This is a genomic window from Vibrio iocasae, assembly GCF_042245395.1.
GTDB classification, from domain to species: Bacteria; Pseudomonadota; Gammaproteobacteria; order Enterobacterales; family Vibrionaceae; genus Vibrio; species Vibrio iocasae.
The window spans coordinates 476,863-503,618 of sequence record NZ_CP145310.1 but is presented as its reverse complement, the minus strand read 5'-3'; the positions used below and the strand labels follow the sequence as shown (position 1 = coordinate 503,618).

Genomic DNA, 26,756 nt, shown 5'->3' with positions numbered 1-26,756 from the left:
TTCGCATGTGTTGTTTAAATTAGGCAGGCATTTCTGCCTGCCTGTTATGCAAATTATCTTACTCAGCGATAACTTTCTGCATCTCTGTTTCAGCCCAGTCTAGAGACTTCGCTGTGTCCTGATCTTCGATTACTGCACTGTAAACCATACGTGGGATAATCTGCTTAGAGAAAATCTCCCCTGATTTAGGGAACGCTTTACCATCAACAACCGAGAAATTCTTGATGTTGTCGAAACCAGCGATGATCTCTTTGATAGACTCTTTACCGTAGCGGTTGAAGATACCTTTTGGATCGTTCAGGAAGTCTTCATCTTCTGCGATATCACGTAGCATTGGCAGGTGACCACCCGGTGCCATGTGAGAGTAAGCTACCACTTGATCTTTCTCGTTCAGGTACTCGATAAACGCCTTAGTCGCATCCACTTCTTCTTTGTTGTCGTTCTTCATGATAGAGAAGCCAACAAGCGTACCGAATGTAGAAGGTGACGTTTTAGTAATTGTCGTAGCAAGACGAGTGTTCTTCGCTAGCTCAGGATCGAATGTTGCGCCTTTCAGGTCTTGGAAGTTTTCTGTACCCAAAGAACTTGCTGCCGCTTCTGCAAGTGCGATGTCATCCATGATGTACGTTGAGTAGAAGAACATCGCCAGCTTGCCCTGAAGGTAGTAGTCACGTGCACGCCAGGTCTGTGGACCCGGTGGTGTGTACTCAGATAGCTGCTTGTAGAAGTCCAGAGTTTCTTTCTGAGCGCCAGAGTTAAATACTAGCTCACCATCTTTGTTGAACTGAGCTGCATCATTAGAAAGCGCAAACTGGGTGTAAACCTGCTCAGCAAAGCTGTCTGCTTTTGTACCGATCAAAATACCGTACTGGTTCTCTTCAGGCTTGTTGAAGTACTTAGCGGCTTTCTCAATGTTTTCCCATGTTGTTGGTGGCTCAAGACCTGCGTCTTTAAACCAGTCAGCACGATACCAGATACCCTGAACCCAACCACGGTAAGGGATAGCAACAAACTTGCCGTTCGCTGGATCTTCGATCATCTTCAGTGCACCTTTATAGATGCGCTCTTTACCCAGTTTGTTTACAACATCTGTTGTCGCGTCAAGGTCAACGATACCTTGCTCAGCAAACGCCAGAGAAAGGTTAGACCCAACTTCGATCATATCAGGTAGTGTGTTAGAAGCCGCTGCTGCAGCGATCTGCTTAGGAATGTCATTCTCGTCCACACCTACTACTTTCACATCGATGCCTGGGTTTAGTGCTTCAAACACATCCGCCATAACTTCGATTGTCTGCATACGATCAGACTGAGTCAGTGTTGTCCAGAATTCAACCGTGGTTGCATTTGCAACACTTGACATAGATAAGCCCGCAGCAGCGAGACCAAGAGTCAGAGTTTTTAGTTTCATCGTGTTATCCCTTACGATTAGGATTCATATTGTTATTAAGTGGGCTACCGAGATAGCCCGAACCATTATTTACTCAGCCACATTACCTGATATGGCTGAATGGAAAGCTTGCCAGAAGCAGCTTCACCGCTTATCAAGTCGCGGCTGATACCATCAAGCAGAGTGTTGGTATCAAGTTCGACAACCTGATTTGAGATGTTAATGACCACAGCGACTGTCTCACCACGGACAAAGGTAATAAGGTGCTCACCAGATTTCACAACGCGTTGGGAAGCAAACGGAGTAAATGCTTCTTCCTGCTTGCGAATGGTGAGCAGTTTCTTAAATCGATTCAGAACCTGACTGCGACGCGATTCAGGGTCGTTAAGTTCTTTTTCTACCTCGCTTCTGACCAGCTTTTCACGGTTAATCGCGCGGTTGTACCCAAGTTTTTCCAGACCTTCTAAGTCGTTACCCGAACCAAGAAGACTGTGCACGTAGATTCCCGGAACACCAGCCATAGAAATAAGAATAGACTGTGCCGCCATAAAACGGTTTAGGTTTGTTTCAGCATCAGCGTCAATGGCGCTAACGGCATCAAAATAGTTGATATTCAGTTCATACGGACTTTGTGTACCGTCACCGTTATCTTTGAACGAAACGCGGCCACCATTAGTCTGTACAACATCAAGAAGATGATTAACCTGCTCTTTACTCAGGATTCCTTCAACCGGACGAACACCTATGCCATCGTGTGAAGCAAGGAAGTTAAAGAAGGTTGTCTTGTCTGAACAAGGCTCAAGGCTATCCATCCACTCAACGATCTTCTCACTGTTACCAGTTTGCAAAGTATGCAGAGTCAGCGGTGGTAGCGGGAACTGATAAACAAGGTGCGCTTCGTTCTCGCCATTACCGAAGTAGCTGATATTGTCTTTGTGTGGAACGTTAGTTTCAGTAATCAGTTTTACATGAGGCGCGACTGCACCCATCACTGCGCGCATTGCCTGAACAATGGCGTGAGTCTGCGGCTGGTGAATACAAGGAGTGTCCAGCTCTTTCCACATAAAGCCAATCGCATCAAGGCGAATAAATGATGCACCTTGCTCTGCGTAGAAAAGTAGAAGTTCTACAATCTTCTGGAACACTTCAGGGCAACGGAAGTTAAGGTCAATCTGGTCTTCACTAAATGTCGTCCAGATGTGCTTAGTGCCGTGAGCGGTTTCAAACGTTGTCAGAAGTGGAAGAGCGCGAGGGCGAGTTACTGAGCTGTAGTCACGGTCAGGATTCGCTTCTGTAAAGAAGTCCCGATACTGCTCTTCGCCTTTAAGGTAACCCTGGAACCAATCACTGGATTGCGAAATGTGGTTGATTACACCATCAAACATCAGATCGTAATCACCAGACAGTGCCTGAACATTGTTCCAATCACCCAGATCCGGATTGATTTTCCAGTAATCAACAACAGAGAAGCCATCATCTGAGGTATATGGGAAACAAGGTAATAGGTGAACTGCCGACAGAACATCTTTAGCGTTGTCGTTCAAAAACTCATTCAGGGTTTGAAGCGGGGCTTTGCCTTCTTCCTGAATGGAATCACCATAAGTAATGAGCATGATATCACTTTGATCAACCCACTGTTTTTTACCCTGATAAGAAGGCTGAGCCTCAATAACCTTCATCAGGTTTGGGATAAGAACACTTAGTTGTGCCGGAGAGTAGACGCCAGCCAGAATCTGCTGCAGATCCTTTTTAACACCTGAGAATTTTGTTTGCTCCTGGACCATTTTTCTTTCCATTACCTTAACTACAATTGTTAACCCAAAACAACAAAACCGGTTTCGGTTAACTTTCAAAAAAAAGTGACTGATAAAATTTATGTCACTGCTAGAACTCAACTGCAATTCAGTATAGAGCGATAATTCCGCTGAATGTTTGAGCTAAATCTCATTTTGCCGGATAATCAAAACCGGTTTTGTTTTTTCGTGAACAAGATCAATTATTGACGATTAAATCAACAAAAAGCCTGTCTATACAGGTTACAAATCCGTTAGATTAGCGCGTGTTAAAATCTAAGGGTTAGGGCTGAGAGCACCAAAATGAACATATTACTTGCACACTTCCGCGTGGGAGAAACCGATGGCGTTTCTCTTGAAATGGACAAATGGAAACAAGCACTTGAAGCACTTGGACACAATGTGCACTACATGGCTGGGTCGTCGGGAAGCTGCCAGGCGCTCCTCATTCCGGAAATGCATTATCTAAACCCTGTAAACGACAAAATCATTCACAACGCTTATGTTGAGTTAACTGATTTTGAATCGGAAGCGGTTCTGCTCAATGAGATCAACAGCATTTCAGAAACCATTTCTCATAAAATCATTGAAGTAATAAACAACTACGATATAGATATCGTTGTACCAAATAACATCTGGTCATTGGGTTATCACTTACCTGCTGCAATCGGGCTTATGAAGGCGATTGAAAGCACCAGCACCAAAGTGATATGCCACCATCACGACTTCCACTGGGAACGGGAAAAGTACTCCAACCCAACAGTTCCGGGAATTTCAGCTTTGCTGGAGCAATATTTCCCGCCTAGTCATCCGCTTATTCGCCACTGTGTGATCAACCGAATTGCACAAACCGAACTAAAGCAACGCAGAGGTGTTGACTCAGTAGTCGTTCCGAATGTGTTCGATTTTCACGGTAATCAGTGGGAAATTGATTCGTTTAATGAAGATCTTAGAGAAAGGTTTGGAATCAAAGAGAACGACCTTTTCTTCCTTCAGGCAACTCGAATCGTTGAACGTAAGGGTATTGAAATTGCCCTGGACCTATTAAGCAAGCTTAATGAAAAACGTGATCAGTTAGTCGGTAAGACTCTCTACAATGGACGTGTTTTCACCGAAGATAGCCGTATTATCCTTGTATTTGCTGGTATGAACGAGGATGAGCCTTACTTAGCATTGTTGAAAGACAAAGCCGCAGCCTGCAACGTAGAGTTATTGTTTATTAATGAGTCTGTCGGTCACTCAAGACGTCAGGAGGACGGAACCAAGGTTTATTCACTTTGGGATGTTTACTGTCATGCAGACATCATCACTTACCCAAGCCTGTTGGAAGGCTGGGGAAATCAGTTCCTCGAAGGCTTGATCGCAAGAGTACCCATGGCGGTATACCGCTATCCGGTTTATGACCTGGATATCGCGGATTACAAGTTCAATATTATCGACTTAGGCAATACTCATACCCTTGATGAAACAGGTTTAGCCGTTGTTGAAAATGCAGTTCTGGACAAGGCAGTAGATCAAACCCTGACCTACCTTCTTGATAAAGACCTACGTAAACAGAATATGGACGTCAACTATCAGATTGGTGAGAAAAACTTCTCTTACCCAGCACTCAGAACGCTTCTGGCCTCCGTTTTCAATTCAGAAGAGGCTGCAAAATGAATTCTCTGACCTGTTTTAAATCCTACGATATTCGTGGCAAGTTGGGTGAAGAGCTAAACGAAGATATTGCATACAGAATCGGCCGTGCATACGCACAGTTTTTAAACCCAAAAGTAGTCGCTGTCGGAGGGGACGCTCGTGAAACCTCCCCTATCCTTAAGGCGGCTGTGGCGCGTGGGTTGATGGACGGTGGTTCAGACGTTCTCGATATCGGTTTGGCCGGCACAGAGGAAATTTACTTTGCTGCCAGTAACCCGCAGATAGACGGTGGCATTGCTGTTACCGCCAGCCACAATCCGATTAACTACAATGGGATGAAACTGGTAAGAGAAAACGCTAAGCCTATCAGTAACGACACCGGACTACTTGAGATCAAACAACTGGCAGAGACCAATCAGTTTGAAGATGTTTCCCACAAAGGAAGCCTGCTAAAGATCTCCATGTTGGATGACTACAGTGATCACCTATTAACCTACATTGACCCAGCAAACATCAAACCTTTGAAGCTGGTGGTCAACGCGGGTAACGGAGCGGCAGGACACGTTGTTGACATACTTGAGCACAAACTAAGCAAGCTTAACGCGCCAATTGAGTTCATCAAGATTCACAACGAACCAGACTGTACATTTCCAAACGGTATACCAAATCCAATATTGCCGGAAAACAGAGCCGATACTGCAAATGCGGTGAAAGAACATCAGGCTGACATGGGAATTGCATGGGATGGAGACTTCGACCGTTGCTTCTTCTTTGACGAAAACGGCAACTTCATCGAGGGCTACTACATTGTTGGCCTATTGGCAGAAGCGTTTTTGAAGAAGGACAAAGGCGCCAGGATAATCCATGACCCTCGCCTGACCTGGAACACGATTGATACCGTGCAAAAGAATGGTGGTACCCCTATCCAATCTAAAACAGGCCATGCCTTTATTAAACAGATCATGCGAGACAAAGACGCTGTGTATGGTGGCGAAATGAGTGCACATCACTACTTTCGCGACTTTGCTTATTGTGATAGCGGCATGATCCCATGGTTACTGGTTGCAGAATTAGTAAGTGTCGCTAATCAGCCACTATCTAACCTTGTTGCTCAAAGAATCCAGAAGTATCCGTCCTCTGGAGAAATAAACCGAAGAGTTGAAAATGTTCAGGAGACCATCTCTGTCATTCAAGAAACGTACGCTAAACAGGCAATTACTATCGATAAAACCGATGGCATCAGCCTTGAATTCGAAGAGTGGCGTTTTAACCTAAGGGCATCGAATACCGAACCAGTGATTCGATTGAACGTCGAAAGCCGGGCAAACCCGGACCTGATGAGACAAAAAACTGAAGAAATTCTTGAACTGATATAACAAAACCAGCCACTAGTGCCGATATAATGAGCAATCTCATATTTGGTACTAGCCTGACCAGTATCTAATTCAGTAGTATTTTTATGATTATAAGAAGTAAGTAGCAGTGGTGTGTTATGAGTAGTGTGTACAAAATAGAAGCTCAGAATGAGAAATACGCTAATATGATCAAAGCGTTTATCACAAGCAAAAACGGTAAAAGCATTGTCCAGGGAAGTGCTGTCATCACTGACTATCACTTTAGCTCCAACAGCTCGCTATGGTTACTGCCCTTAATCTCAACAACTCATGATGACGTAACACAAAACGATATCGATTCATGGGTTGCTTTAGGCCACTAATCGCTTAACTCCAAGTATCATCAAAATAAAACGCAGACGAAGGCTCGGTGTTACCAACCGAGTCTTTATTATCCCTCCCTTTTCTCTTCTCATTTGCATATTCCATTGAATAAAGTATATTGAGCACAATTTAGTTAAGCACGGTACAACTCAAAATGAGCAACTCTGATCAGATTATTGATATCGAAAACCAAATCTGTTTTTCGCTTTATAGTGCCAGCAACGCGGTACTCAGAGCTTATCGACCATTACTGGATGAACTCGACCTCACCTATCTTCAATACATGACAATGATCGTTTTGTGGAAACATGCGCCATTAAATGTCAAAGAGATTGGTAAAAAGATGCATCTGGACTCTGGCACATTAACGCCTCTGTTAAAACGACTGGAGCAAAAAGAACTGATTAGTCGTAATCGCAGTAGTAAAGATGAAAGGGTGATGGAAATCAGTCTGACTGAAAAGGGCGAATCACTAAAAGACGATGCTGTGTCTGTACCTGAAAAACTCTCCTGCAAAATTAATATCGCAAGAGAAGAAGCGCTTGAATTGAAACGAATCAGTGACTCTTTACTCAAAAACCTTGTAATCGACTGATGTGCGAGAGCGGAGTTGTTCAGGCTCCATTTAACTGAAACTGAATGAGCCTGAACTCAACTTACTTTAGTGGCATTTGCCGGCCATCTGCACATAAGAAAAGCTCACCTTCTGAGTACTTAAATGCAACCTCACACTCATAATCGTTGGTAAAAGTCACCCTGACATCATTGGGCTGTGCATGTTCGATAACCAGCCTTTCCATATCATAATTAGTTGATTCTACTATTCTTTCTAAAGCTTCTTTTATTTGATTTTTAACATCCATTTATGCCTCTCCTAGCCATAGAGCAACAAAGGTTAATGCTAGTACAAGACACTAATGTGTGCAAATTGTTATCAACTTGTGACTAACAACAACCAAACACTTACGGCTCAAGGATTAAGTGAAGACTGTATTTCTTCCAATAATAACCGGGTGCGCGTGGCCATGTGCAGACGTGCAGGGTAAAGCAGGGAAATCGGGATAGTTTGATAAAACCAATCTGGCAATACCGGAATCAACTTGCCCTGACACACCAAAACATTTGCAGTGTGCTCGGTCATCAGACCAATACCGAAGTTCTGCTCTATTAACAGGGAATAACTAGAAATGCTGTTGGCTAGATGTTGATAGCGAGGCTGCACGGTAGCTTGTCTTCCGTCTTGATGATTCAGAGTCAGCGGACTAATTTGACCACCATTGTTCATCGCCACCCAGTCATATAATTCAAGTTGCTCTGGGTGATCAGGAAGGTTGTGCTTCAACTCGGGACTAGCGTACAGTTTTAACTGTGTAGTGACGAGTGGTAACGAGATAAGGCCTGAATCAGGTAGATCGCCAGACCGAATCGCGAGATCGATTGAGTCGTCGATGATGGCCATAGCTTGCTCCGTGATTTGGAGATCAAACTGCACCTTTGGATAGGTTTGATGGAAACGCTTCAGAATTGGTAATAATAGGCATTGGTAAAAATCATTGGTCGTTGTTATCCGTATCTTTCCCTTTACTTCTTCTGCAAAACTTTTGACCTCATCGACGCCTTCTACACCACTCCGCATCAGATGCCGAGCATGCTGATATAAAGCTTCCCCTTCCTCAGTGATACTAACCTTACGGGTACTTCGCTGAAATAACTTCACACCTAAGTAACTTTCCAGCCGACTAATTTGCTCGCTCACCTTACCGCGCGGCATATCTAAACGCTTTCCAGCGAGGGTAAAGCTACCGGTTTCTACCACAGCAGCGAAGATAGCCATGGGTTTTAGGTAATTCAGCAACATTTATTGATACCATTATAGGATCATAGATGACAAATTATAGTCACTAATCCTACATTCAAACAAGTGGCATACTGCACTCAAATAATATTGAGGAGCGAATTATGACGACAAAAACACTTGCTTTACTTGGTGGTACAGGGCGCGTCGGACAACAAGTTATCAAGGAAGCTTTGGCACGCGGTTATCATCTAAGGGTGTTGGCACGCACACCATCAAGGGTACCACCGCACGCTCAGATCACAGTAATCCAAGGGGACGCTAGAGACAGAGAAGATTTAGACGTGTTGTTACAAGGAGCTGATGCAGTCGTATCAACTTTAGGTCCTACCGGGATGAATGAAAGCATGAAAGCCGCCAAAGAGTCTGCTAAAGAACTGCCGTGTTATAACAGTACCAGAGCTTTACTACCTTTATTGGCAACACATGGTATCCGTCGTTTAGTTTTAACGGGAGGAGTGAGCCTTAAATTACCAGGAGATCGAAACGGTTTTTTCATGAACTTTTTATTGGCGCAAGTTGCTCCTCGGCTACTGGGAGATATCTATGTCGATCGAGAGAAGGAGTATGAACTACTATGCCAATCAGATATTGATTGGACCATCGCCCGTTGTGGCGCGATGGATGATGCTCTGTCAGACAAACCACTCAAAACCAACGCTGAAAAGTTTCAGGGAGGTAAAATTTCTACGCACCTACTGTCCCGTTTTTTATTAGATCAGGTAAACGATGTTCAGTTTATTGGTAAGGGCGTGTATATGGCCAGTTGACTACATCAATCACCTCGTTACTGCTGAGGGCAGACGTTGCTAGGAAACGAGAAAATCCTAGCAACGCACATAGACGATACGAAGTATCTCGTCCTTTGATGGTTTCTCACACAAATGCACGAAAACGTGTTCACAACATTCCGCACGACCACATTTCGACCCACAACGAAGTATCACTGAAATTTGGATCTCGTTCCCACGCTCTGCGTGGTAATGCGTATCGAGCTTAATAAATCACCACGACTTGCAAATATCAATCAGTCCGTTTTCACCTTCATAATTGCGTGCACTTGAATATCGCCAGTGGGTAGCCAGATCAACATATCCTCTTTTAACCGGATTTTGGTGGATATACTCAACCTTCTGACGCATCATCTCATCACTTTGTATCAACTCAGGATGCACTCCTTCCTGCCAAAACTGATAAGTGCGGTCATTCTTGTGTGCCTTTTTGTAAAACGCTAACTGGTCGAGTATCGTTTTTACTTTGTTCTGGTTTAAATACGAAATTAGCTGTTTGGCCGTGTAGGATTTAAATCGAGCGATATCTCGACTTAATTGTTGGCTCTGGACGACCATATGCAAATGGTTTTCCAATATTACGTAGGCATGTATTTTCACACCTTCGTTCATTAGAAAAGTTAGTGAATCAAACAAGATGTCTACGGTTTGTGGTCGGGTAAAAACAGGTATCCAGTGCAATACAGTTAGAGTTACAAAGTGAGGGGCATCCTGGTGCACGATTTTGTATCGACTTCTTCCCATGTTTCCTCTCTGTATTCTGTGATCTCTTTGCTGATTATGCATTGGGTCAAAAATGAAAGATGGGAGAATATGTGAGCTATGCGTGGCACTTCTAAACTAGATATGCATTACCACGCGGAGCGTGGGAACGAGGAAAAGTGAATCTGGAACCTTAGAACGAGGATGCAAGTTTCTGTCCAATACCTTTCACCTGCGAATTCCACACGAGCTATGCCATGTTCCAAATGAAGGATTTCACGTTGACCGCTAGACTCATCAGTGCCTATCAGCGATCCGCTGCAAACTCTGGCAGCTATCAAGAAACTGTCGCTCTTTTTTTATTACCACGGCAAAATAGACATGAGAAATAATAGCTGTTGCAACAATCGAGAATACTATCCTTCCCCATAGGATCATGTTCAGATCTGCTCCAAGTAGCAAAATCAAAGCGGTATCTTCAAACACGCTGTGAACCAAATTAAGTAGCAACACGGTAATTACCGCATCATGCTTTGTGAGACGCCCCTTTTGGGCCTCATTGATAATCACAGCCGCCGCCATAGGAAAGACCCAGTGTGATGCCGATAACAGCCAGATTAGCCGCATCCCTACTGACTCTTAACACCTTCAAAAAAGGCACCATCAGCAACGACATAAGGTGTTCAATTTTAAGGAACTTCAATAGTCGTAACATAATGATTAAAACAGATATCACGCAAAAGATAGCCGCAAGGTTTTCAATCTGACCGATTGTCCATTCATAATAATTGACATAACTTGGCTGGCGTTATCATTGGAGATGTCTCAATTATCAACCCTAAGCTTGTCGGGAATCGTATTACGTTTGTTGTATCAATCGAAATGGATAGTGATCGAGGAGATGTTTATAAAAGCTTTCGTCAATCGATATTGAAGTATCCTGAAGTGACACAGTGTTATCAGATATCGGGAAGCTACGACTTTCTGTTGATTGTGCAGGTAGACAGTATTCCTGCATATGAACGATTTATCGAGGGTTCATTGCGAAAAGACCTTAACATACGCAAATTTCACACCTCGATTTCGTTGAGAACGGTAAAGTTTACTACCGAAGTCGATCTAAGAAATTCAAGTAGTACTCAAGACAAACTATTCTGATAGGAGTTACTACGGTTCTAGTAAATCTCCATTACCCATGACTCTATCTTCTTCTCTTTCCACATCTCTACGATAAGTGGCTCTAGAGCAGCCAGGACTTTTTGAAAATCTTCAGCTGCGCCTTCACTGCTGAACCAGCCCTTAATGGATGACTCGCTAAAAGCCAGTTGTCTGAGATTGCCAGAGCTCATCAGCATCTCTTCACCATCCGTTGCGAGCTGTTCTTCACTCAACTCAATTTTTGACTCGAAGTACTGCTCACTCGCTTTATACAACTGCCAGCCATCTTCTCTTTTTGCAATGAATTCCATATTTATACCTCTACATCTCTTGGAAACGACACTTATCCAGACATAAGACCATATAAATAAAGCGGTTAACGAGAACCTTCTCACATACCACTGTTTAGATAAGCGTGCATCTCTCGTTCTGGGACCATTCCACCACCCGTTGCCCAAACAAGATGAGTTGCATTACTCAAAGTTGCTTCATCAAGCCTCAGGTGCTGCAGATACTCCTTGTCTCTAGAAACGTTCATTGGTCCTGCCATCCCGGCCAATGCTGAAGGCTCTAACAAGATGCATTCTGATTGATTCAGCATTCTCAGATAACGAAGCATGTTTTCATCTGAAATGGTGTAGTAACCATCCAGAAGCCTTTCCATCGCTCTGCCAACAAAACCAGATGCCCGACCAACTGCTAGCCCATCTGCTGTTGTTACGTTATCGATGCCAATATCCTGTACTGAGATCTCATCATGTAGTCCGGTATGCACGCCAAGCAACATACATGGTGAATGGGTAGGTTCAGCAAAAATGCAGTGTACGTGGTCACCTAGCGCCATTTTCAATCCAAACGCAACACCACCTGGGCCCCCGCCAACACCACAAGGCAAATAAACAAATAGCGGGTGTTCTTTATCAACCACTATCCCCGCTTCGTCCAATTGAGCTTTCAGCCTCTCTCCCGCAACTGAATACCCTAAAAATAGCGTCTTTGAGTTTTCATCATCAATAAAGAAGCAGGATGGATCTTTCTCTGCTTCTTTACGACCCTGCTCCACTGCAACACTGTAGTCATCCGAATATTCAACGACGTTGACACCATGTGAACGCAGTTTCTCTTTTTTCCACTCTCTCGCGTCAGCAGACATATGGACAGAGACACTAAACCCTAACTTGGCGCTCATGATACCGATAGACAAACCAAGATTACCCGTCGAGCCGACCGCAATGCTGAACTGACTGAAGAACTGTTTGAAGTCTTCACTTTCTAACTTGCTGTAATCATCCTCTAAAACAAGTAAACCGGCTTCCATCGCCAGTTTTTCGGCATGAGTTAAGACTTCGTAAATGCCACCTCTGGCTTTAATAGACCCCGAGATAGGAAGATGGCTGTCTTTTTTCAGCAACAGACTCCCAGGCAAAGGTTGCTCTGCTAACGCCTCTAGCTGTTTTTTCATTTGAGGTATTGCGACCAGTTCAGATTCAATAATCCCATTGGAAGCCGCAGTTTCAGGAAATGCCTTTGCCAAGTATGGTGCAAAGCGTTTTAGTCGCTCACTGGCATCCTGTATATCTGTTGCTCCCAACCCAACATAAGGAAGCGCCTGCTCAAGTCTTGTGGAAGCAGGGTTAAACCAGGATATCTCTTCTAGTGAAATAAGCTGATTGAGAAGTGGAAAACGGCGAGTGAGTTCGTTTACATCAATTGTGGGCATTAGGCTTCCTTTCTGGGATGACGTCCAGATAAGAGTGTACCCTTAATTGGAAGATTTAAACTCTATTAATTTTTCACTATAACGAGATAAGAAGTACTCTTTAAATGATTTGGCACAATGCGTCATAAATTTTGGTGGTAAATAGTAGATATTCAGCAGCCAATTGTCTGTTTCATATTCATCCAAAATCTTGACCAGCTTGCCGCTATCAATATGCCTTTTCACTATAAATTCAGGTAGGTAGGTTATCCCTGTTGAATTGAGCGCAGCGGATAGCATCATCTTGGCATCAGAAAGCTCTATCCATTTCATTATCTCTATAGGTACCTGCTTTCCATTTTGCTTATACACCCACTGCTTCTGATTTTGCAGTGTGTTAGAGAACAAACAACGATGATTATTTAACTCCGAAGGTACCTTAGGTTCCCCATGTTTTCTGATGTATTCCGGAGACGCGACGGTAATGAACCGTTCAGTAATCAGATTCTTGCGTGTCAGAAGGAGCTCTGAATCTTTATCTGAAGCAACACCCGCAATGGCAGAGATAATGAAGTCATGGTCGTGATGGTAATCCAGACCTCTGGGAGTTAACGTCAGTTCAATGTTGACCAAGGGATTCGCTTCAACAAACTCTCCAATAATAGGAAGCACAACACTTTCCGCATAAACAGGGGTACAGCATACTTTGATGTTGCCACGTGGTTCAGAAGTGAACTTTGATAACTCATTGAGCATCAGATGAATGTCATTGGTGATATCCGAAAACTTCTCGTACAAGAACATCCCTGCTTCGGTGAGCCTCTCATTAGGGTTGTTTCTTTGATAGAGGGTAATCCCCAGTTCATTCTCTAGATCGCCAAGCCATCTGGAGCCAGTACTGATCGAGATTCCCATGGTTTCAGCCGCTTTGCTGATTGAACCGCCATTGATTAACTCAATAAAGAAAAGCATCCTGACCAGCTGTTGAGGCTCAATCGTACCTCCCCCAATAAGCCCGCTACTGTTTGCTCCTTCCTTTGTCATTGTCTGTTCCCTGACGTTTGCTCAATTTTATAAATATTGTATGTCAAACAGAGGCTTACTTTTATACCGTCATTTAACTTGTGAGAAGTCGAGCAACATTTCGTTAACAACAAAGAGGTTTACAATATTCAGAACAGTCTATAACGTCATCCATATTGTCAATTGCGCACATTCGAGGCATTCAGGGAGAAACTCACGATGAGCAATAACAAAACAACATTTGATGCTCCAGGTTACCGGAAGAAGTTACACCAAAACCCGGAACTCTCCTGCCATGAACGTGAAACAGCCATAACGATTGCACAGCAACTAAAGATGTTTGGACTAGAGCCTGTAACTAACATTAGTGGATACGGATTAATCTGTACCGTTGAAGGCAAAGAACCTGGCCCAACTACCTTGCTGCGGGCCGATTTTGACGCAATCGCTGTACAGGAAAAAGCGAAACACGCTCATGTTTCGCAAAATGATGGTGTGATGCACGGATGCGGTCACGATGGACATACAACCTCCCTACTTAAAGTTGCTCAATCACTAAGTCAAAACCCACCTGAGCAAGGGAAAGTTGTTTTACTGTTTCAGCCAGCGGAGGAGACAGGAACAGGTGCCAATTCGATGCTCAACCATCCTAAGCTGAACGACCTCAAAGTTGACAACGTATTTGCCTATCACAACCTACCCGGCCATCCGTTACATGAAATAGTGGTAAAGCAAGGAACGTTTGCCTGTGCCTCAACCGGCGTTTGCATCGAGTTGCAAGGTAAAACTTCACACGCAGCCTACCCGGAAAAGGGAATTAGCCCTGTCGGTGAGATGGTGGAAATCATCAGTTTTCTACAACAGTTACCAGAGCAGAGTGAAGACAAATCCAGCCTTGTCACTATTGTTTATGCCAAGCTAGGGGAAGAGGCTTACGGTGTTTCTGCCGGGAGCGCGAAAATCATGGCCACACTTCGTAGCGAGAGCAACCACGCCTTTAACAGTATGAAACAGCAGCTTACCGACCAACTGAGTCATATGCAGCAACACAGTGATTTGGCCATCACGCACTCATGGCACGAACCATTTAATGCGGCTGTTAACTCAGATTCTCATGTGGAGCTGTTAAAAAGTCAGGCGCAAAAGCTCGGTTTATCCATCACAGAGCTTAATGAACCTTTGCGTTGGTCCGAAGATTTCTCCGAGTTTTTGCTGAAGTTTGATGGCGCTCTTTTTGGTATAGGAAGTGGTCAGCATCACCCTGAGCTGCACAACCCTGATTACGATTTTCCTGACGAGATATTAGATACAGCATGCAACTTATTTATGGCGCTAATCAAGGAAATACATGGGTTGCGAAGCTCCTAGTAGAGCAGACTCTTTACTTACCCATCATACGGACAAGAGTTCGGTCCTTATCTATCATGTGATGCTTGATCGCCCCAGCAACATGCAGAATTAGCGCAACAGGCAGTAAGTTAGACCCAACAAAAGAGTGGATAGAATCCCCAAATTCTTCGATCAATGGGTAAACCGTGCTCACTTCTCCAGATTGTTCGGGTAAGGCGGCAACAATCTCCCAGGCAAAAAAGCTTAAGCCATGACCGCCACCAATCGCCATCATAATGCCGGATAAAGGCATCAGGATGGTCGATACGATCAAAATCCAATGCACGATTTTTCCAGCATTTTTCTCAAGTTTCGTGTATTCGCCTACTGGCTTGGGCCACCCTTCGAAGATTCTGACAATAACTCTTGGGACAACAACAAGAGCAATAACTGCACCGATGGATGTATGAGAGTCAAAGAACCATTGCTGTTCCAAATCTTCCATTATTAATCCGGAAACAAGCATGTATATCATCAGTATTGCAACGACTCCATGCAATACAACGGTAGGTAAGGACAATTTATCTTTGGTGTTCATTTTTATACCTTAATTCAGACTGAAATCTGAATTAAGGTACAATAATCGGTATGAATGTATTATGAACGAAACGTATACGAAATATTCATGAGTTAAATTACGTACGAATCAACGTAATTCATACTAGGGAAATGATACTTTGACAGAACGTTCGGTAGTAGCTCTGGTTCTATCGGACGATTTAGTAAGTAACCTTGAGCTAAATCGCACCCCAAACGCTTTAGGACCATCAGCTGTTCCTTATCTTCTACTCCCTCTGCGACGACTGTACATCCAAGGTCATGTGCCATTGTCGTCATTGACTTTACAAGCAACTCTGTTTTATTGTCAGCAACTAAATCATTGATGAAATATTTATCTATCTTAAGGACATCGACATCCATGTGCTTTAGGGACGCAAAGGAAGAATAGCCTGTTCCGAAATCATCGATCGCAATCCTGAACCCCATCCCTTTCAGGTTTTGGATCGCTGCAATGCTCTCTTTTTCCTTTTGTATAACTTGCTCCGTTATCTCCAGTTCAACATCTTCCGCTTCCATTCCAGTCGTATTCATCATCTCCCGTAGGAGAGGGACAAACTCAGGATTGATAAGCAGATTGGGGGAGATATTTATAGCAATCGGTCCGATATTCAACCCAACCGATTTCCAGGTTACATATTGAGAAAAAGCACTCTGAATCACCTGATTAGTTAACGCCTCTATCACACCAATTCGTTCGGCTGTTGCTATAAAGTCAAGAGGTGAAACGTGCCCGAGTTCAGGGTGGTACCAACGACATAGAACCTCAACGCCTTCGACCTCACCGGTAACCAGGTTCGTTTTAGTCTGGTATACAAGATTCAGATCTCTATTTTCCAGAGCTTCTCTGAGTAACTGTTCAACCTTAAAACAGTATTCTGCATTCTCAGATTGTAGAGGGTCGTAAAAAACGTAATTGTTTTTTCCACTACCCTTCGCGGCATACAGCGCAGTATCCGCTACTTTTCTCAGATGTTTTATATCTTTACCGTCTTTTGGAAACAGGGCGATTCCTACACTGGCTGTCTGAGTAAATCTACGCTTCGCAATTAAGGTTGGTCTGGATACTGCGTCCAGGTACTGCTGTGCTATCTGACCAAGTTCCTGTTCGTCTGCAAACTTTTCAACAACGATACAAAACTCATCTCCACCCAAGCGGGTAATTGTATGCTTGTTGTCGCTTACCGTGAGTAAACGACCAGCTATCTCTTTTAAATGTGCGTCTCCAATATCATGTCCCAGACTGTCGTTCACACTCTTAAAGTCGTCCAGATCAAGATACAGAACCGCGAATCTTTGATCGGAAAACTTAGCCTTCAATATTAACTGACCGAGATAGAGGTTGTTGAATCCCAAGCTATGTAACCCGGTAAGTTCATCAGTAAATGCCATCTTTCTGATTCGCTTTTGATTCTGATCCCTCTCCATGACAAGTCCGGTGAGCATCGCAGCCGATGTTAGGTCTTCTGACTCAGATTGGCTCGGCATCGCTGGATGATTGTAGTACATCCCAAAAGCCCCTAATACCTTGCCTGTAGAGCTCTTTATAGGTTCTGACCAACAACATCGCATCCCATGAGGCAAAGCAAAATCTTTCAATTCAGACCATTTGGGATCTGTTGCGATGTCTTCGACTAATACGCGTTTTCCTGTATATGTAGAAGAACCACAGGACCCAACTTCAGGTCCGTTTTTTAAACCGTTAACCGCTTCGCAGTACTCTATAGGAAGGCTTGGGGCACCGCCATGCAAAAGCGTATCCCCCTCTAACTCAAGCATTGAACACCTCAGTCCCGGATAACGGCTCTCAAATAACCGTGCGATTTCATCATAGACAACGGGGGCAGAAACTCCCCTTGCAATCATTTCCAGGACTTTTCTGCTTTTGTTATTGTACTGCTCTTCTTTCTTAAGAGAGGTGATGTTGATGTGATAACCGATCAATCGATTGCGACAAGAAGTACTTTCTACCTTGAAGGCGACACTGCGAATATAAAGATAATGACCATTTTTATGTTTAAGTCTCATCTCAGCTTCTAACAGATCAAGATCCCCGGCTAAGTATTCTTCTACTTGATTGAGTATGATATCCAGATCTTCTGGGTGGACGATTTTTTTCCACGTATCCAAATGGTTATCAAGCTCGTGCGCTCCGTAGCCAAGCATGTTTTTCCATTTCGGGGAGTAGAAAACCTCATCGGTGTCAAGATTCCAGTCCCACAGGCCTTCATTCACATTCTGCATAGCGTGAAGAAGAGAGCTATCGCTTTCGTGAAAAATCTTCTCGGTGAGATTATCTATTAAATGTTGTTCTGTTTTTTTTATCGTATCGCTCATGAATCTTGAGTAAACGGGCTAAGTCATACAAGTACGGTACATGTTATCAAACTAGACTTAGTTATTACTGATCACTTTTAAGACGACAAATAGAAATTTAAGAACAAAGCGTAAGCAGGGCATAGACGCCCTGCTTGATATGTGTGGTTATTTTCGTTCTATCACCAAGGCGACGCCTTGCCCGCCACCAATACAGAGCGTTGCCAAACCGTATCGGCCATTGCGTTTTTCTAGCTCATGAACAAGAGTAACTAGTACGCGCGCGCCTGACGCGCCTATAGGATGACCCAGAGCGATAGCTCCACCATTCACATTGGTTTTTTCCGGGTTGAGATCGAGCCCCTGACAAACAGACAAGGCTTGTGCTGCGAAGGCTTCATTCGCTTCAACAAGGTCCAGCTCTGAAACACTGAGTCCCGCTGCTTTTAAAGCTTTTTCGGAAGCGGGGACTGGTGCATATCCCATCACCTCTGGGTCAACACCAGCTGCGGCCTGAGACACTATGGTTGCCAGCGGTTCTAAACCTAACTGTTTTGCTTTATCCGCGCTCATCAAGACCAAAGCAGCGGCACCATCATTGAGCCCAGATGCATTGGCAGCAGTCACCGTTCCGCTTCCATCCCGAACAAATGCTGGTTTTGGTTTTGAGATACTTTCTAGCGTCGCACCAAACTTTGGAAACTCATCCGTATCGACAAGCACTTCTCCTCTTCGGCTAACGATAGTGTGAGGAGCAATTTCACCTTTGAATCGTCCAGATTTTATTGCATGCTCTGCCCTGTTTTGGGATTGCAGTGCAAACGAGTCTTGCTGCTCCCTAGATATCTCACGCTTCCTAGCAAGGTTTTCTGCTGTCATCCCCATATGATAGCCACCAAAAGCATCGGTCAGACCGTCATGCAGCATGGTATCAGTGAGCTGGCTATGCCCCATTTTTGTACCACTTCGATGAGATTCCAGTATATGCCCCGCATTGGACATCGACTCCATCCCACCAGCAACCACAATTTCAGCCTCACCAAGTCGAATCTGATTGGCGGCATCCATTACCGCTTTTAAACCAGAACCACATACCATAGAAACAACATTCGCGGTCTTATCCTTTGGAATCCCCGCATGGATAGCAACCTGTCGAGCAGGATTCTGGCCCAATCCACCTGAAAGAACATTTCCGAGAATAACGTTATCGATTTGATCGGGATTTAGCTTTGCGTCGGATATTGCAGCTTTGACAGCGGTGACGCCTAACTCAACTGCGGTCACATCCGAGAAAGCACCAAGATAACTACCAATAGCCGTACGTTTAGCGCTAATAATGACTACTTCATTCATTTTGATTCTCCTTCACCAAATACAGTAAGGTCCGGAGAAACAATTAACTCGGTCCCCGTTTTCTCAATCACTTCTTGAAGCGTGGTATTACACGAAATCTCTTTGAGCAACAGCCCCTCTTCTGTTCGCTCAATCACCGCCAAATCAGTCACGATTAAGTCGACACATGCTGTTGCCGTTAAGGGCAAAGTACACTTATCAAGTATCTTGGGTTCACCGTTCTTATTGCAATGGGCCATCATGATGATCACTTTCTTGGCACCATTCACAAGATCCATTGCTCCGCCCATTCCCGCGACTAACTTACCCGGAATCATGTAGTTCGCAAGATTTCCGTTTCGGTCGACTTCCATTGCACCAAGCACCGTAGCGTCAACATGCCCTCCTCTTATGAGAGAGAACGAGAGCGTCGAATCAAAGTAGGCCGCACCTTCTACAGCAGTCACAGGTTGACCGCCCGCATTGGTTAAGTCCCAATCCTCTTCTCCTTCATTCGGTGCAGAGTCGAGACCGACCATGCCATTTTCTGACTGAAAAACGATATGCTTCTCAGCGGGAACAAAATCAGCCACGCTGGTCGGCATACCAATACCCAGGTTCACAAGATTTCCTACATTCAATTCTTCAGCCACACGTTTGGCGATAGCTTCTTTTGCAGACATAGTAATTACCTCACAATGTAATCGAGAAGAACAGAAGGGAGTGTAAACAGAGCTGGATCGACTTCACCGGGCTCAGTCAGATCATCGGGTTCAACTAAGACGACTTCAGATGCCGTTGCCATCACAGGGTTGAAATTTGCTGTGGTTTTGTTGAATGCGGTATTACCAAACACATCTGTAGTGGAAGATTTCAGTAGCGATACATCGGCTTTTAATGGCTCTTCGAGTAGGTACTCTTCACCACCCACCGTCACTTTCTGCTTACCTTCTTCAACCAGAGTATTTAGGCCGGTTTTTGTCAAAACACCGCCAAGCCCAGCACCACCAGCCCGAATTTGCTCTGCCAGTGTCCCCTGAGGCGTGAGTACAATCTCCATCTCAACAGCATTCATCTTTTCACCGGCAATACGGTTGAGACCAATATGAGAAGCAATCAACTTGGAAACCTGACCATTTTCTATCAACTTACCCACACCTTTACCGGGTAGCCCAGCATCGTTGCAAATGATGGTCAGATTTGTCACACCGCTGGCACATATGGCATCGATGGTGTTTTCCGGGGTTCCGACAGCCATAAAACCACCAACCATAAGTGTCATCCCACTTTCGATTTTAGAGGCAGCTTGGCTCGGTGATAAGATAGGTTTCCGAAGCATAGTGAACGTCCTTTTCTAAAAGATACGTTCACTCTACTCCGTTATTCAAAATACAACACAGCATGAATGGAAGGGTGCTTTTCGTCAGTGAAAGGGGAGTGCGACCCTAAATATGACTTTCTGAATCAACGATATTTATCGTAGATACGTTCGATAGTGCCATTATCCTTGAGCTTAGTAATGGCCTTGTTATATCTGTGCACCGCCTCCTTTTTGGAAGGGTGAAAGCGAATCATCATATCTAAAGAGTGGTAAGGTTTCCCAACGACTAAACTGCTACTTAGTTTCTGATCTCTGATCTGGTATTGAGCAAAATCTTTATTGATTAGGGCTTGAGAAATACGTTCGGTAAGTAATAACTGAATAAGTTTGTTTTCACTTTTTGCTGGATAAGCTTCAATTTTTCCGTCTTCAAAATAAGGGGAAAACTTAGGGTAGTAGTAGCCTTTAACAACCCCTATAGCCTCTCCAAGCAAATCGTCTTGAGAGTTCACTTCCTTGAAATGCTTCTTGTTAAACAGAATCGTCTCATCAGCTACCGTGAATGGAATACTGTACTCACCCAATACCTTTGATTCACCCCGATAAGCAGGGTTCGTCATGGGTTCGATATGAATCTCCCCTGCTTCAAACATATATAGGGCACGGTTAAACGGAACTCGGACATACTCGATAGTGTCACCCGTTTCCTCGGAAAGTGCTTCAAAGATGTCTTTTATTGTGCCAGTTCTCGAATCCCCATCTTCAAAAAAATAAGGGGGAAACGATCCCGTATGGAGCATTACTTTTAGTATCTCCGCGGCCGTTGTATGAGAAATAACGGAAAACAACAGGAAAATAGACAGCTTTAATTTTAATCCCGAAAACTTCATTTAAATCCCTTTCGTATAAGGCAGAGGAGCAAATAAGTATGCACCCCTAATACATTGCTGTTAATTATAGTTTATTTCACCATTTGGTTCGCAAATAATTAACAATATCCTTATTAAACTCAGATCAATCAAGTTTAGATAGATACTTAATCCAGCCAAGTGTCGATTTTGATGGCTCCATTTTGTGAGCTAATGTCGCCACTTCCAATGCCGCTTTGTTGTCGCCTAACGAGCTCAACGCTCCCGCTTTCGTTAACAACATGGAAGCGTCTTTATCCGGCACTTTGTCTATCGCATCCAACGCTTCCTGATACTTACGCAGCCGAAGTTTCAGCAAAGCATACTCTTTAAAATGCTTATTCTCTTCCTTAGCAGCTTGATACCAGCTTGATTCTGCCTTCCCCCACTCTTTTGCGGTTTGCCAATTGCTAGCAACCTGAACGATATAATCGGCCGAGCCATATTTATCTGCCAGTCTTTGATAGGTTTCAGCGGCTTTGTACGGCACTTTAGCCTGAGCATAAAGTTGCGCCATTAGCTCCAATCGCTGGCGACTCAATTCAAAGCCAGCCCGTTCCGTTTGTTTTAACGTTTCCAGCGCTTTATCGTAATTAGTTGTATACAAATAAAGCGAAGTAAGCTGCTTCCACCATAGGTGATTGTCTGGTTCTAGCTCTCTTATTGCCCTGGTTGTATAAATTGCACCCTCATACTTCTTTTGGGCAAGCTGCGCCGTTAACTTCATGTTTAATGGCATAATTTTCGGCTTCATGCCTGCTTGCTTCTGAAATTTTTGCTGGTTATCCACAGACTGCTCAACAGAAGTCCACTTTTTCTGTTGATATTGTGCCTGTGCAATCCGCAACCAGAGCCATTCAAGATTTTCAGCCTCAGAATAGTATTGCAGCATACCCTGATATCGTACTTCCGCCTGCTTGTACTCTCCTTCTGTTAGCAGAATATCTGCCAGCATTTTGCTTGTATCCCGTTGTTGTTGTTCCGGTAAGACATCTGAGTCAACAGAAAGGGTCAATCGGTTGATAGATTGTGTTTTCTGCCCTGTCTGCCAGTACAAATTCCCTAGCATACGGTTTACATAGGCTTTATCGTACTCGCGACTTGGTTCAATATCTGCCAGCAGCTCTATCGCATCCGATACTCTCTCTTCCTGCTGAAATTGATAAGCTTTCTGCACCTTACGAACGGTATAGTTGGATAGGTTTTGAGCTGCCACAACATATGATGGTGGTACGTAAACACCAAGAGTCAGTGCTAGTAATAACAATGAACGTTTATACTTTTTGTTATTCATCGACGAATCTTAAACTCCAGTTTTACTTCCTGACCAACCCGTTCGTGGGCAACACCATTCACCATTTTTGGCTGATAGCGCCACCTTCTAAGTGCTTTAATCGCATCACGATTAAAGATCCTTGCTGGTTTAGCATCAATCACTTCGATATCGGTCGGCTTGCCAGACCGATCAATCGTGAACCGAAGAGATACATAACCCTCAATTTTTCTTTGCAATGCTTTTTGAGGGTAAGACGGTTCTATTCGGTGCAATGGCATTACCTGCTGAGTCTGACCAATTTGAGCCAGTGATGCATTGGATGGCTGTATCGGAGCATCCGTTTCTGGCCCTTGGACGGATTGAACAGGGACCGAAACCTCCATACCTGTCACCGATAGATCGAGTTGAACATCAGGAACACTTTCCAGCTTTGGCGTTGCCATCGCTGTCTGCACTTTCATCTTCGGTTGCTCTGGTTTAGGCGCAGGCGGTTCGGGTTGTGGAGGTTCTGGTAATGAACGCCTTCTTTTTTCGCTCACTTGCTCCTTTTCCAAAGCAAAAATATTAAACTGAAGCGGCTCAGATTTTTGCCTCTCTGGTTTAGTGTTTAAATCCACCATCCAGGCCATCACGCCAATCAGGCTATAACAAGCCAATGCTGCCAAAGGAAGCGCAAGCAGATAACGCAACATCTACTTCTGCTCCGTTGCTAACGCGATGTTACTGATACCTGCACCCTTTGCAGAGTCCATGACAGAAACAACTGTGCCATTAAATGCAAATTCATCCGCCTGAATAACAACTGAAGCATTCGGTTGTTCCGTAATTAAATGCTCCAGTGTTGCCTGTACGCGCTCTTTGTCGATAACTCGCTTGTCTATATAGATTTCATTTTGAGCGGTGACGGCAATAAATATGCTGGCATTTTTCTGACTTACTGCGTTCGAAGCCTGTGGGCGATTTACTTCGACACCAGATTCTTTTACAAACGAGCTGGTCACGATAAAGAAAATCAACATGATAAATACGATATCCAGCATGGATGTCATATCGACCTGAGCCTCTTCCTGGCTTTTTCTACGACTCCCTAATCTCATTGGTCGCTCCTCGGCCTCATTTTCGGCTCCTCATCATTTTTTCTAAATGTACTTCTCGCTTTTCAATTGCGGCCATCAGTCTTGAGTAAGAAAACACACCAGCGAGTGCCGCAACCATTCCCGCCATTGTCGGCAAGGTTGCCATTGATATACCCGATGCCATAAGGCGTGGTTGTGAAGTCCCTTCTGTTGCCAATACATCGAAAACAGAGATCATTCCGGTCACGGTACCAAGCAGTCCCAACATCGGGAACAGGCTAATAAGCAGCTTCATCAGGCTGACATTCTGAAACAAATCCAGATGCGCTTCGCTTAACCAGGAATCACGTTGTTTTCGTGCATACCAGGACTGGTGATCAGCTCTGCCATTCCATGCTTCCATCCAGGCTTTTTGCTTCTTAGGAAATACAACCAGCAGAAACATTAACCTTTCGAAAGCCACGAGCCAGAAGATTAATATCAATGCTGCCAGCCACCAGAGAACTGGCCCTCCACGAGCCATAAACTGATCTAACGCAGCACCTAAGCTGATATCATTAAACAAGCTAACCCATTCCACTAGTGGCTAAGCTCCATCTCTTTTTCCGCCCGTTGAGCAACCATGCCTACACCCTGTTTTTCCAGAATGGTACGTATGCTTTCAGCCTGAGAGCTCAGTACGTTGTGCATAAACAGCAGCGGCATTGCAGAGACAAGACCCAAGACTGTAGTGATAAGCGCAGTGGAAATACCACCAGCCATGATTCGGGGATCGGCATTACCAAACTGTGTAATCACCTGGAAGGTTTCGATCATACCCGTTACCGTGCCAAGCAAACCTAGCATTGGTGAAAGTGCAGCCAGAAGTTTGATCATCGAAAGACCGCGCTCTAGCTTCTGCTGCTCATCAAGTACCGTTTCAAACAGGCGAAGCTCCAGAGCCTCGACATTGGGCGATTCGTCGTATTTGTAGACACTGAGTACCCGACCCAGCGCATTGTTGCCAATAGTGTCTGTGTTCTTTAACTGCGCGTTGATCTTCATTCGGCTACTTAACAAGAATGCCCCTTGAACCAAACCTATAAGAAGACCAACGATTAGAAGAGCCAGAATCACTTTACCAACAGCACCACCTTGCTCAATTCTTTGCTTTAACGTTGGCTTCATAGCCAGCTGTTCAAGCAGCTTACCTTTAGTTGGGTCGAAAGCGATAAGTTGATCACCCTGACCTAAGTTACTCAGGGAAGGAGTAAACTCTGGCTGAACACTGTAAGCACTTGCTCCTAACTTTTCACCACCCCACTTTAGATAACCATTACTGTCTGTTAACCCAAATGCACCAATTCTCAGAACTTGTTCCTGTTTGATGACACCGTCACTCTGAACAACAGGGACAACGACTTCGTTGATCTTCGAGCCAGCCTGTAACTGATCGTTAAATGTGTTCCATAGAGCGTATAACTCAGATCTGGATGGAAGCTTCTTAGCTGACGCGATACTTTTAACTTGTGCTATATTCTCCGACTGTTCTATTGCTGTGACTGAGCCCGCCAGCTCAACATTTAGCTCTTTCGCGACCTGACGAACAACACCAAATAGCTCACCAAGGCTTCCTGATTCCAGATGGAGCGTTTTCTCTTTACCTGCAAGAATCTGTTCGTTCTCGCTAAAGTTCGAACTCAGGTTATCTATGCTTGTTTCAAGCAGCTGTTTCCTGGCAAGCAGTTGGTCGCGGGTATAACGAAGTTTCTCTTCTTCGTTCAGGAAGCGTCCTTCTCGCTGAATGTTGTGCTCTCTCTCATCAGCGTGAGCCTGTTTTGTAGTAGTAAGCAGATCTGATTGTGCATAAGCAGCGCCACCGCCTAGCACCGAGCTAGCGATAAGAGTGGTTATCAAAAATGATTTCAAAGGTCTCATTTACTTACCTCCATTTGAGAAAGAGGCAAGCGAAGAATGGCAGGCGAAGCCATTTTTGTCGCCACTAGGTAAGCTTTATCAAGTTCTGTGTTTACAGAGCTATCCAATGCTTTCCAACCTTGCTTAGTGTTATCCCAGACCCAGTAGTTCTGTTTGTCCAGACTTCTGGCAATATAGGAAAGATGCCCAAGATAGAGTTGCTCAGCCTGACGTTTATTACCATCTATCTCAATAGTTCCGGTATAAGTGCCCATCTTGGTCACGTAATCAAGTTCTATCTGGTACGCTTCTAGTATGCGACGGAATTTTTCTGCATCACTGATGCTCGCCTGAGTCATCAGCTCACGAAGCTTTTCAACTCTTTCATATCGGGCGTGATGGCGAATAGGCATATCTTGTCTTACATACTCGGATAAGCCTTCCAGCATTTCATACATAAGAGGAACAATGCTCTTTCGGGTTTCTGCAATCTCTTCGAGTTGCAAGTTCAGATCAGCGATTTCGTTGTTCTGACTCTCAATCACCTTCCCTAAGTGTGTTTCATAGGTTTCCAAACCTTTAATTTCTGCTTCCAGCGCATCGATTTCAGATTGCAGCTCATAAGCTTCATCTGAACTTTTCGTCACAACCTGCTGGCTGTTTTTTGCATTAGAGATGATTGACTGCTCAAGCTGTGCAGATTGATCAAGAGAAGATGCCTGAACCTGCATCGACATCGCTATTGTTGTAGCGATTAAAGTTGGTATTCGCATTTTGATTCCGAAAGTTATTCGTTCCACATCATTCTGGATGCCCGTGAAGATGAGAATGATATTCGATTAAGAACTAAAACCAAAGCGATATTGCCCACAGCAGGGTCAGAATAAAGTAAAGAAAATGACATTAAACAATCGCTCCGT

27 protein-coding genes and 1 pseudogene are annotated in these 26,756 nt (G+C 44.2%); 7 read left to right on the top strand and 21 right to left on the bottom strand.

Annotated elements, in window-relative coordinates; genetic code table 11:
• Positions 1-58: 58 nt before the first annotated feature.
• Together SNR28_RS02305 and SNR28_RS02300 are read right to left on the bottom strand one after the other, a co-directional pair.
• On the bottom strand, positions 59-1,408 hold the full coding sequence (locus tag SNR28_RS02305) for an ABC transporter substrate-binding protein (protein WP_375749405.1): 1,350 nt from the start codon (positions 1,406-1,408) through the stop codon (positions 59-61).
• A gap of 65 nt (positions 1,409-1,473) precedes the next feature.
• Positions 1,474-3,171 (bottom strand): alpha-amylase family glycosyl hydrolase, encoded by a 1,698-nt coding sequence (locus tag SNR28_RS02300; protein WP_375749943.1) that lies wholly within the window; start codon positions 3,169-3,171, stop codon positions 1,474-1,476.
• Positions 3,172-3,483: 312 nt separating this feature from the next.
• Between SNR28_RS02300 and SNR28_RS02295 the strand changes: the two genes are divergently transcribed.
• The 4 genes from SNR28_RS02295 (at position 3,484) to SNR28_RS02280 (ending at position 7,131) form a co-directional block, all read left to right on the top strand.
• A complete protein-coding gene (locus SNR28_RS02295; RefSeq protein ID WP_375749404.1) occupies positions 3,484-4,839 on the top strand; it encodes a glycosyltransferase in 1,356 nt (451 codons plus the stop codon).
• Positions 4,836-6,194, top strand: coding sequence for a phosphomannomutase CpsG (locus tag SNR28_RS02290; RefSeq protein WP_375749403.1), 1,359 nt, complete (start codon positions 4,836-4,838; stop codon positions 6,192-6,194). The genes SNR28_RS02295 and SNR28_RS02290 overlap by 4 nt, the downstream gene beginning before the upstream one ends.
• Positions 6,195-6,310: 116 nt before the next feature.
• Positions 6,311-6,535: a hypothetical protein gene (locus tag SNR28_RS02285; RefSeq protein ID WP_375749402.1), complete on the top strand. Its 225-nt coding sequence runs from the start codon at positions 6,311-6,313 to the stop codon at positions 6,533-6,535.
• Between the two features lie 155 nt (positions 6,536-6,690).
• A complete protein-coding gene (locus SNR28_RS02280) occupies positions 6,691-7,131 on the top strand; it encodes a MarR family winged helix-turn-helix transcriptional regulator (RefSeq protein ID WP_375749401.1) in 441 nt (146 codons plus the stop codon).
• Positions 7,132-7,192: 61 nt separating this feature from the next.
• On the opposite strand, the gene SNR28_RS02275 is transcribed toward SNR28_RS02280, so the two are convergent.
• Both SNR28_RS02275 and SNR28_RS02270 read right to left on the bottom strand, forming a co-directional pair.
• On the bottom strand, positions 7,193-7,399 hold the full coding sequence (locus SNR28_RS02275) for a hypothetical protein (protein ID WP_375749400.1): 207 nt from the start codon (positions 7,397-7,399) through the stop codon (positions 7,193-7,195).
• Between the two features lie 107 nt (positions 7,400-7,506).
• Positions 7,507-8,394, bottom strand: coding sequence for a LysR family transcriptional regulator (locus SNR28_RS02270; RefSeq protein WP_375749399.1), 888 nt, complete (start codon positions 8,392-8,394; stop codon positions 7,507-7,509).
• Positions 8,395-8,495: 101 nt separating this feature from the next.
• Between SNR28_RS02270 and SNR28_RS02265 the strand changes: the two genes are divergently transcribed.
• Entirely contained in the window at positions 8,496-9,161 is a 666-nt protein-coding gene (locus SNR28_RS02265) for an NAD(P)-dependent oxidoreductase (RefSeq protein WP_375749398.1), read from the top strand.
• A 234-nt stretch (positions 9,162-9,395) separates the two neighbouring features.
• On the opposite strand, the gene SNR28_RS02260 is transcribed toward SNR28_RS02265, so the two are convergent.
• Entirely contained in the window at positions 9,396-9,926 is a 531-nt protein-coding gene (locus tag SNR28_RS02260) for a transposase (RefSeq protein ID WP_375749397.1), read from the bottom strand.
• A gap of 255 nt (positions 9,927-10,181) precedes the next feature.
• Positions 10,182-10,511: a hypothetical protein gene (locus SNR28_RS02255; RefSeq protein ID WP_375749396.1), complete on the bottom strand. Its 330-nt coding sequence runs from the start codon at positions 10,509-10,511 to the stop codon at positions 10,182-10,184.
• Positions 10,512-10,688: 177 nt separating this feature from the next.
• Here SNR28_RS02255 and SNR28_RS02250 point away from each other — a divergent pair.
• Positions 10,689-11,042 (top strand): annotated as a pseudogene (locus tag SNR28_RS02250) (Lrp/AsnC family transcriptional regulator); the annotation flags it as partial.
• Between the two features lie 17 nt (positions 11,043-11,059).
• On the opposite strand, the gene SNR28_RS02245 reads toward SNR28_RS02250, so the two are convergent.
• The 3 genes from SNR28_RS02245 to SNR28_RS02235 form a co-directional block, all read right to left on the bottom strand.
• Positions 11,060-11,353, bottom strand: a complete 294-nt coding sequence (locus tag SNR28_RS02245; RefSeq protein WP_375749395.1) for a hypothetical protein — start codon at positions 11,351-11,353, stop codon at positions 11,060-11,062.
• A gap of 80 nt (positions 11,354-11,433) precedes the next feature.
• Positions 11,434-12,762: a D-serine ammonia-lyase gene (locus SNR28_RS02240; RefSeq protein ID WP_375749394.1), complete on the bottom strand. Its 1,329-nt coding sequence runs from the start codon at positions 12,760-12,762 to the stop codon at positions 11,434-11,436.
• A 42-nt stretch (positions 12,763-12,804) separates the two neighbouring features.
• Positions 12,805-13,785 carry a LysR family transcriptional regulator gene (locus SNR28_RS02235; RefSeq protein WP_375749393.1) on the bottom strand — a complete coding sequence of 327 codons (981 nt, stop codon included), beginning with the start codon at positions 13,783-13,785 and terminating at the stop codon, positions 12,805-12,807.
• 198 nt (positions 13,786-13,983) lie between these two features.
• On the opposite strand from SNR28_RS02235, the gene SNR28_RS02230 reads away from it, so the two are divergent.
• On the top strand, positions 13,984-15,132 hold the full coding sequence (locus SNR28_RS02230; RefSeq protein ID WP_375749392.1) for an amidohydrolase: 1,149 nt from the start codon (positions 13,984-13,986) through the stop codon (positions 15,130-15,132).
• 13 nt (positions 15,133-15,145) lie between these two features.
• Here SNR28_RS02230 and SNR28_RS02225 read toward each other — a convergent pair whose 3' ends face one another.
• From SNR28_RS02225 to SNR28_RS02170, 12 genes are all read right to left on the bottom strand, one after another.
• Positions 15,146-15,691: a cytochrome b gene (locus SNR28_RS02225; RefSeq protein WP_375749391.1), complete on the bottom strand. Its 546-nt coding sequence runs from the start codon at positions 15,689-15,691 to the stop codon at positions 15,146-15,148.
• Between the two features lie 92 nt (positions 15,692-15,783).
• Positions 15,784-18,048 (bottom strand): EAL domain-containing protein, encoded by a 2,265-nt coding sequence (locus tag SNR28_RS02220; RefSeq protein ID WP_375749390.1) that lies wholly within the window; start codon positions 18,046-18,048, stop codon positions 15,784-15,786.
• Positions 18,049-18,195: 147 nt separating this feature from the next.
• A complete protein-coding gene (locus SNR28_RS02215; RefSeq protein WP_375749389.1) occupies positions 18,196-19,380 on the bottom strand; it encodes an acetyl-CoA C-acetyltransferase in 1,185 nt (394 codons plus the stop codon).
• Complete coding sequence (locus SNR28_RS02210; protein ID WP_375749388.1) at positions 19,377-20,042, bottom strand: 3-oxoacid CoA-transferase subunit B; 666 nt, start codon at positions 20,040-20,042, stop codon at positions 19,377-19,379. The genes SNR28_RS02215 and SNR28_RS02210 overlap by 4 nt, the downstream gene beginning before the upstream one ends.
• Before the next feature lie 5 nt (positions 20,043-20,047).
• Positions 20,048-20,698, bottom strand: a complete 651-nt coding sequence (locus tag SNR28_RS02205) for a CoA transferase subunit A (protein ID WP_375749387.1) — start codon at positions 20,696-20,698, stop codon at positions 20,048-20,050.
• Positions 20,699-20,823: 125 nt separating this feature from the next.
• Entirely contained in the window at positions 20,824-21,570 is a 747-nt protein-coding gene (locus tag SNR28_RS02200; protein ID WP_375749386.1) for a substrate-binding periplasmic protein, read from the bottom strand.
• A 124-nt stretch (positions 21,571-21,694) separates the two neighbouring features.
• Positions 21,695-22,882: a hypothetical protein gene (locus tag SNR28_RS02195; protein WP_375749385.1), complete on the bottom strand. Its 1,188-nt coding sequence runs from the start codon at positions 22,880-22,882 to the stop codon at positions 21,695-21,697.
• Positions 22,879-23,556, bottom strand: coding sequence for an energy transducer TonB (locus SNR28_RS02190; RefSeq protein WP_375749384.1), 678 nt, complete (start codon positions 23,554-23,556; stop codon positions 22,879-22,881). Before SNR28_RS02190 ends, SNR28_RS02195 begins: the two co-directional genes overlap by 4 nt.
• Entirely contained in the window at positions 23,557-23,961 is a 405-nt protein-coding gene (locus tag SNR28_RS02185) for an ExbD/TolR family protein (RefSeq protein WP_375749383.1), read from the bottom strand.
• A 16-nt stretch (positions 23,962-23,977) separates the two neighbouring features.
• Positions 23,978-24,463, bottom strand: coding sequence for a MotA/TolQ/ExbB proton channel family protein (locus SNR28_RS02180; protein ID WP_375749942.1), 486 nt, complete (start codon positions 24,461-24,463; stop codon positions 23,978-23,980).
• A gap of 56 nt (positions 24,464-24,519) precedes the next feature.
• Positions 24,520-25,857: a MotA/TolQ/ExbB proton channel family protein gene (locus SNR28_RS02175; RefSeq protein WP_375749382.1), complete on the bottom strand. Its 1,338-nt coding sequence runs from the start codon at positions 25,855-25,857 to the stop codon at positions 24,520-24,522.
• Positions 25,854-26,609 (bottom strand): DUF3450 domain-containing protein, encoded by a 756-nt coding sequence (locus tag SNR28_RS02170; protein WP_375749381.1) that lies wholly within the window; start codon positions 26,607-26,609, stop codon positions 25,854-25,856. Before SNR28_RS02170 ends, SNR28_RS02175 begins: the two co-directional genes overlap by 4 nt.
• Positions 26,610-26,756: the final 147 nt, after the last annotated feature.

Bases quoted from the DNA above. Each gene is read 5' to 3' on its own strand.
- SNR28_RS02305 (WP_375749405.1), bottom strand. From the start codon at position 1,408: ATGAAACTAAAAACTCTGACTCTTGGTCTCGCTGCTGCGGGCTTATCT.
- SNR28_RS02300 (WP_375749943.1), bottom strand. From the start codon at position 3,171: ATGGTCCAGGAGCAAACAAAATTCTCAGGTGTTAAAAAGGATCTGCAG.
- SNR28_RS02295 (WP_375749404.1), top strand. From the start codon at position 3,484: ATGAACATATTACTTGCACACTTCCGCGTGGGAGAAACCGATGGCGTT.
- SNR28_RS02290 (WP_375749403.1), top strand. From the start codon at position 4,836: ATGAATTCTCTGACCTGTTTTAAATCCTACGATATTCGTGGCAAGTTG.
- SNR28_RS02285 (WP_375749402.1), top strand. From the start codon at position 6,311: ATGAGTAGTGTGTACAAAATAGAAGCTCAGAATGAGAAATACGCTAAT.
- SNR28_RS02280 (WP_375749401.1), top strand. From the start codon at position 6,691: ATGAGCAACTCTGATCAGATTATTGATATCGAAAACCAAATCTGTTTT.
- SNR28_RS02275 (WP_375749400.1), bottom strand. From the start codon at position 7,399: ATGGATGTTAAAAATCAAATAAAAGAAGCTTTAGAAAGAATAGTAGAA.
- SNR28_RS02270 (WP_375749399.1), bottom strand. From the start codon at position 8,394: ATGTTGCTGAATTACCTAAAACCCATGGCTATCTTCGCTGCTGTGGTA.
- SNR28_RS02265 (WP_375749398.1), top strand. From the start codon at position 8,496: ATGACGACAAAAACACTTGCTTTACTTGGTGGTACAGGGCGCGTCGGA.
- SNR28_RS02260 (WP_375749397.1), bottom strand. From the start codon at position 9,926: ATGGGAAGAAGTCGATACAAAATCGTGCACCAGGATGCCCCTCACTTT.
- SNR28_RS02255 (WP_375749396.1), bottom strand. From the start codon at position 10,511: ATGCGGCTAATCTGGCTGTTATCGGCATCACACTGGGTCTTTCCTATG.
- SNR28_RS02245 (WP_375749395.1), bottom strand. From the start codon at position 11,353: ATGGAATTCATTGCAAAAAGAGAAGATGGCTGGCAGTTGTATAAAGCG.
- SNR28_RS02240 (WP_375749394.1), bottom strand. From the start codon at position 12,762: ATGCCCACAATTGATGTAAACGAACTCACTCGCCGTTTTCCACTTCTC.
- SNR28_RS02235 (WP_375749393.1), bottom strand. From the start codon at position 13,785: ATGACAAAGGAAGGAGCAAACAGTAGCGGGCTTATTGGGGGAGGTACG.
- SNR28_RS02230 (WP_375749392.1), top strand. From the start codon at position 13,984: ATGAGCAATAACAAAACAACATTTGATGCTCCAGGTTACCGGAAGAAG.
- SNR28_RS02225 (WP_375749391.1), bottom strand. From the start codon at position 15,691: ATGAACACCAAAGATAAATTGTCCTTACCTACCGTTGTATTGCATGGA.
- SNR28_RS02220 (WP_375749390.1), bottom strand. From the start codon at position 18,048: ATGAGCGATACGATAAAAAAAACAGAACAACATTTAATAGATAATCTC.
- SNR28_RS02215 (WP_375749389.1), bottom strand. From the start codon at position 19,380: ATGAATGAAGTAGTCATTATTAGCGCTAAACGTACGGCTATTGGTAGT.
- SNR28_RS02210 (WP_375749388.1), bottom strand. From the start codon at position 20,042: ATGTCTGCAAAAGAAGCTATCGCCAAACGTGTGGCTGAAGAATTGAAT.
- SNR28_RS02205 (WP_375749387.1), bottom strand. From the start codon at position 20,698: ATGCTTCGGAAACCTATCTTATCACCGAGCCAAGCTGCCTCTAAAATC.
- SNR28_RS02200 (WP_375749386.1), bottom strand. From the start codon at position 21,570: ATGAAGTTTTCGGGATTAAAATTAAAGCTGTCTATTTTCCTGTTGTTT.
- SNR28_RS02195 (WP_375749385.1), bottom strand. From the start codon at position 22,882: ATGAATAACAAAAAGTATAAACGTTCATTGTTATTACTAGCACTGACT.
- SNR28_RS02190 (WP_375749384.1), bottom strand. From the start codon at position 23,556: ATGTTGCGTTATCTGCTTGCGCTTCCTTTGGCAGCATTGGCTTGTTAT.
- SNR28_RS02185 (WP_375749383.1), bottom strand. From the start codon at position 23,961: ATGAGATTAGGGAGTCGTAGAAAAAGCCAGGAAGAGGCTCAGGTCGAT.
- SNR28_RS02180 (WP_375749942.1), bottom strand. From the start codon at position 24,463: ATGGCTCGTGGAGGGCCAGTTCTCTGGTGGCTGGCAGCATTGATATTA.
- SNR28_RS02175 (WP_375749382.1), bottom strand. From the start codon at position 25,857: ATGAGACCTTTGAAATCATTTTTGATAACCACTCTTATCGCTAGCTCG.
- SNR28_RS02170 (WP_375749381.1), bottom strand. From the start codon at position 26,609: ATGCGAATACCAACTTTAATCGCTACAACAATAGCGATGTCGATGCAG.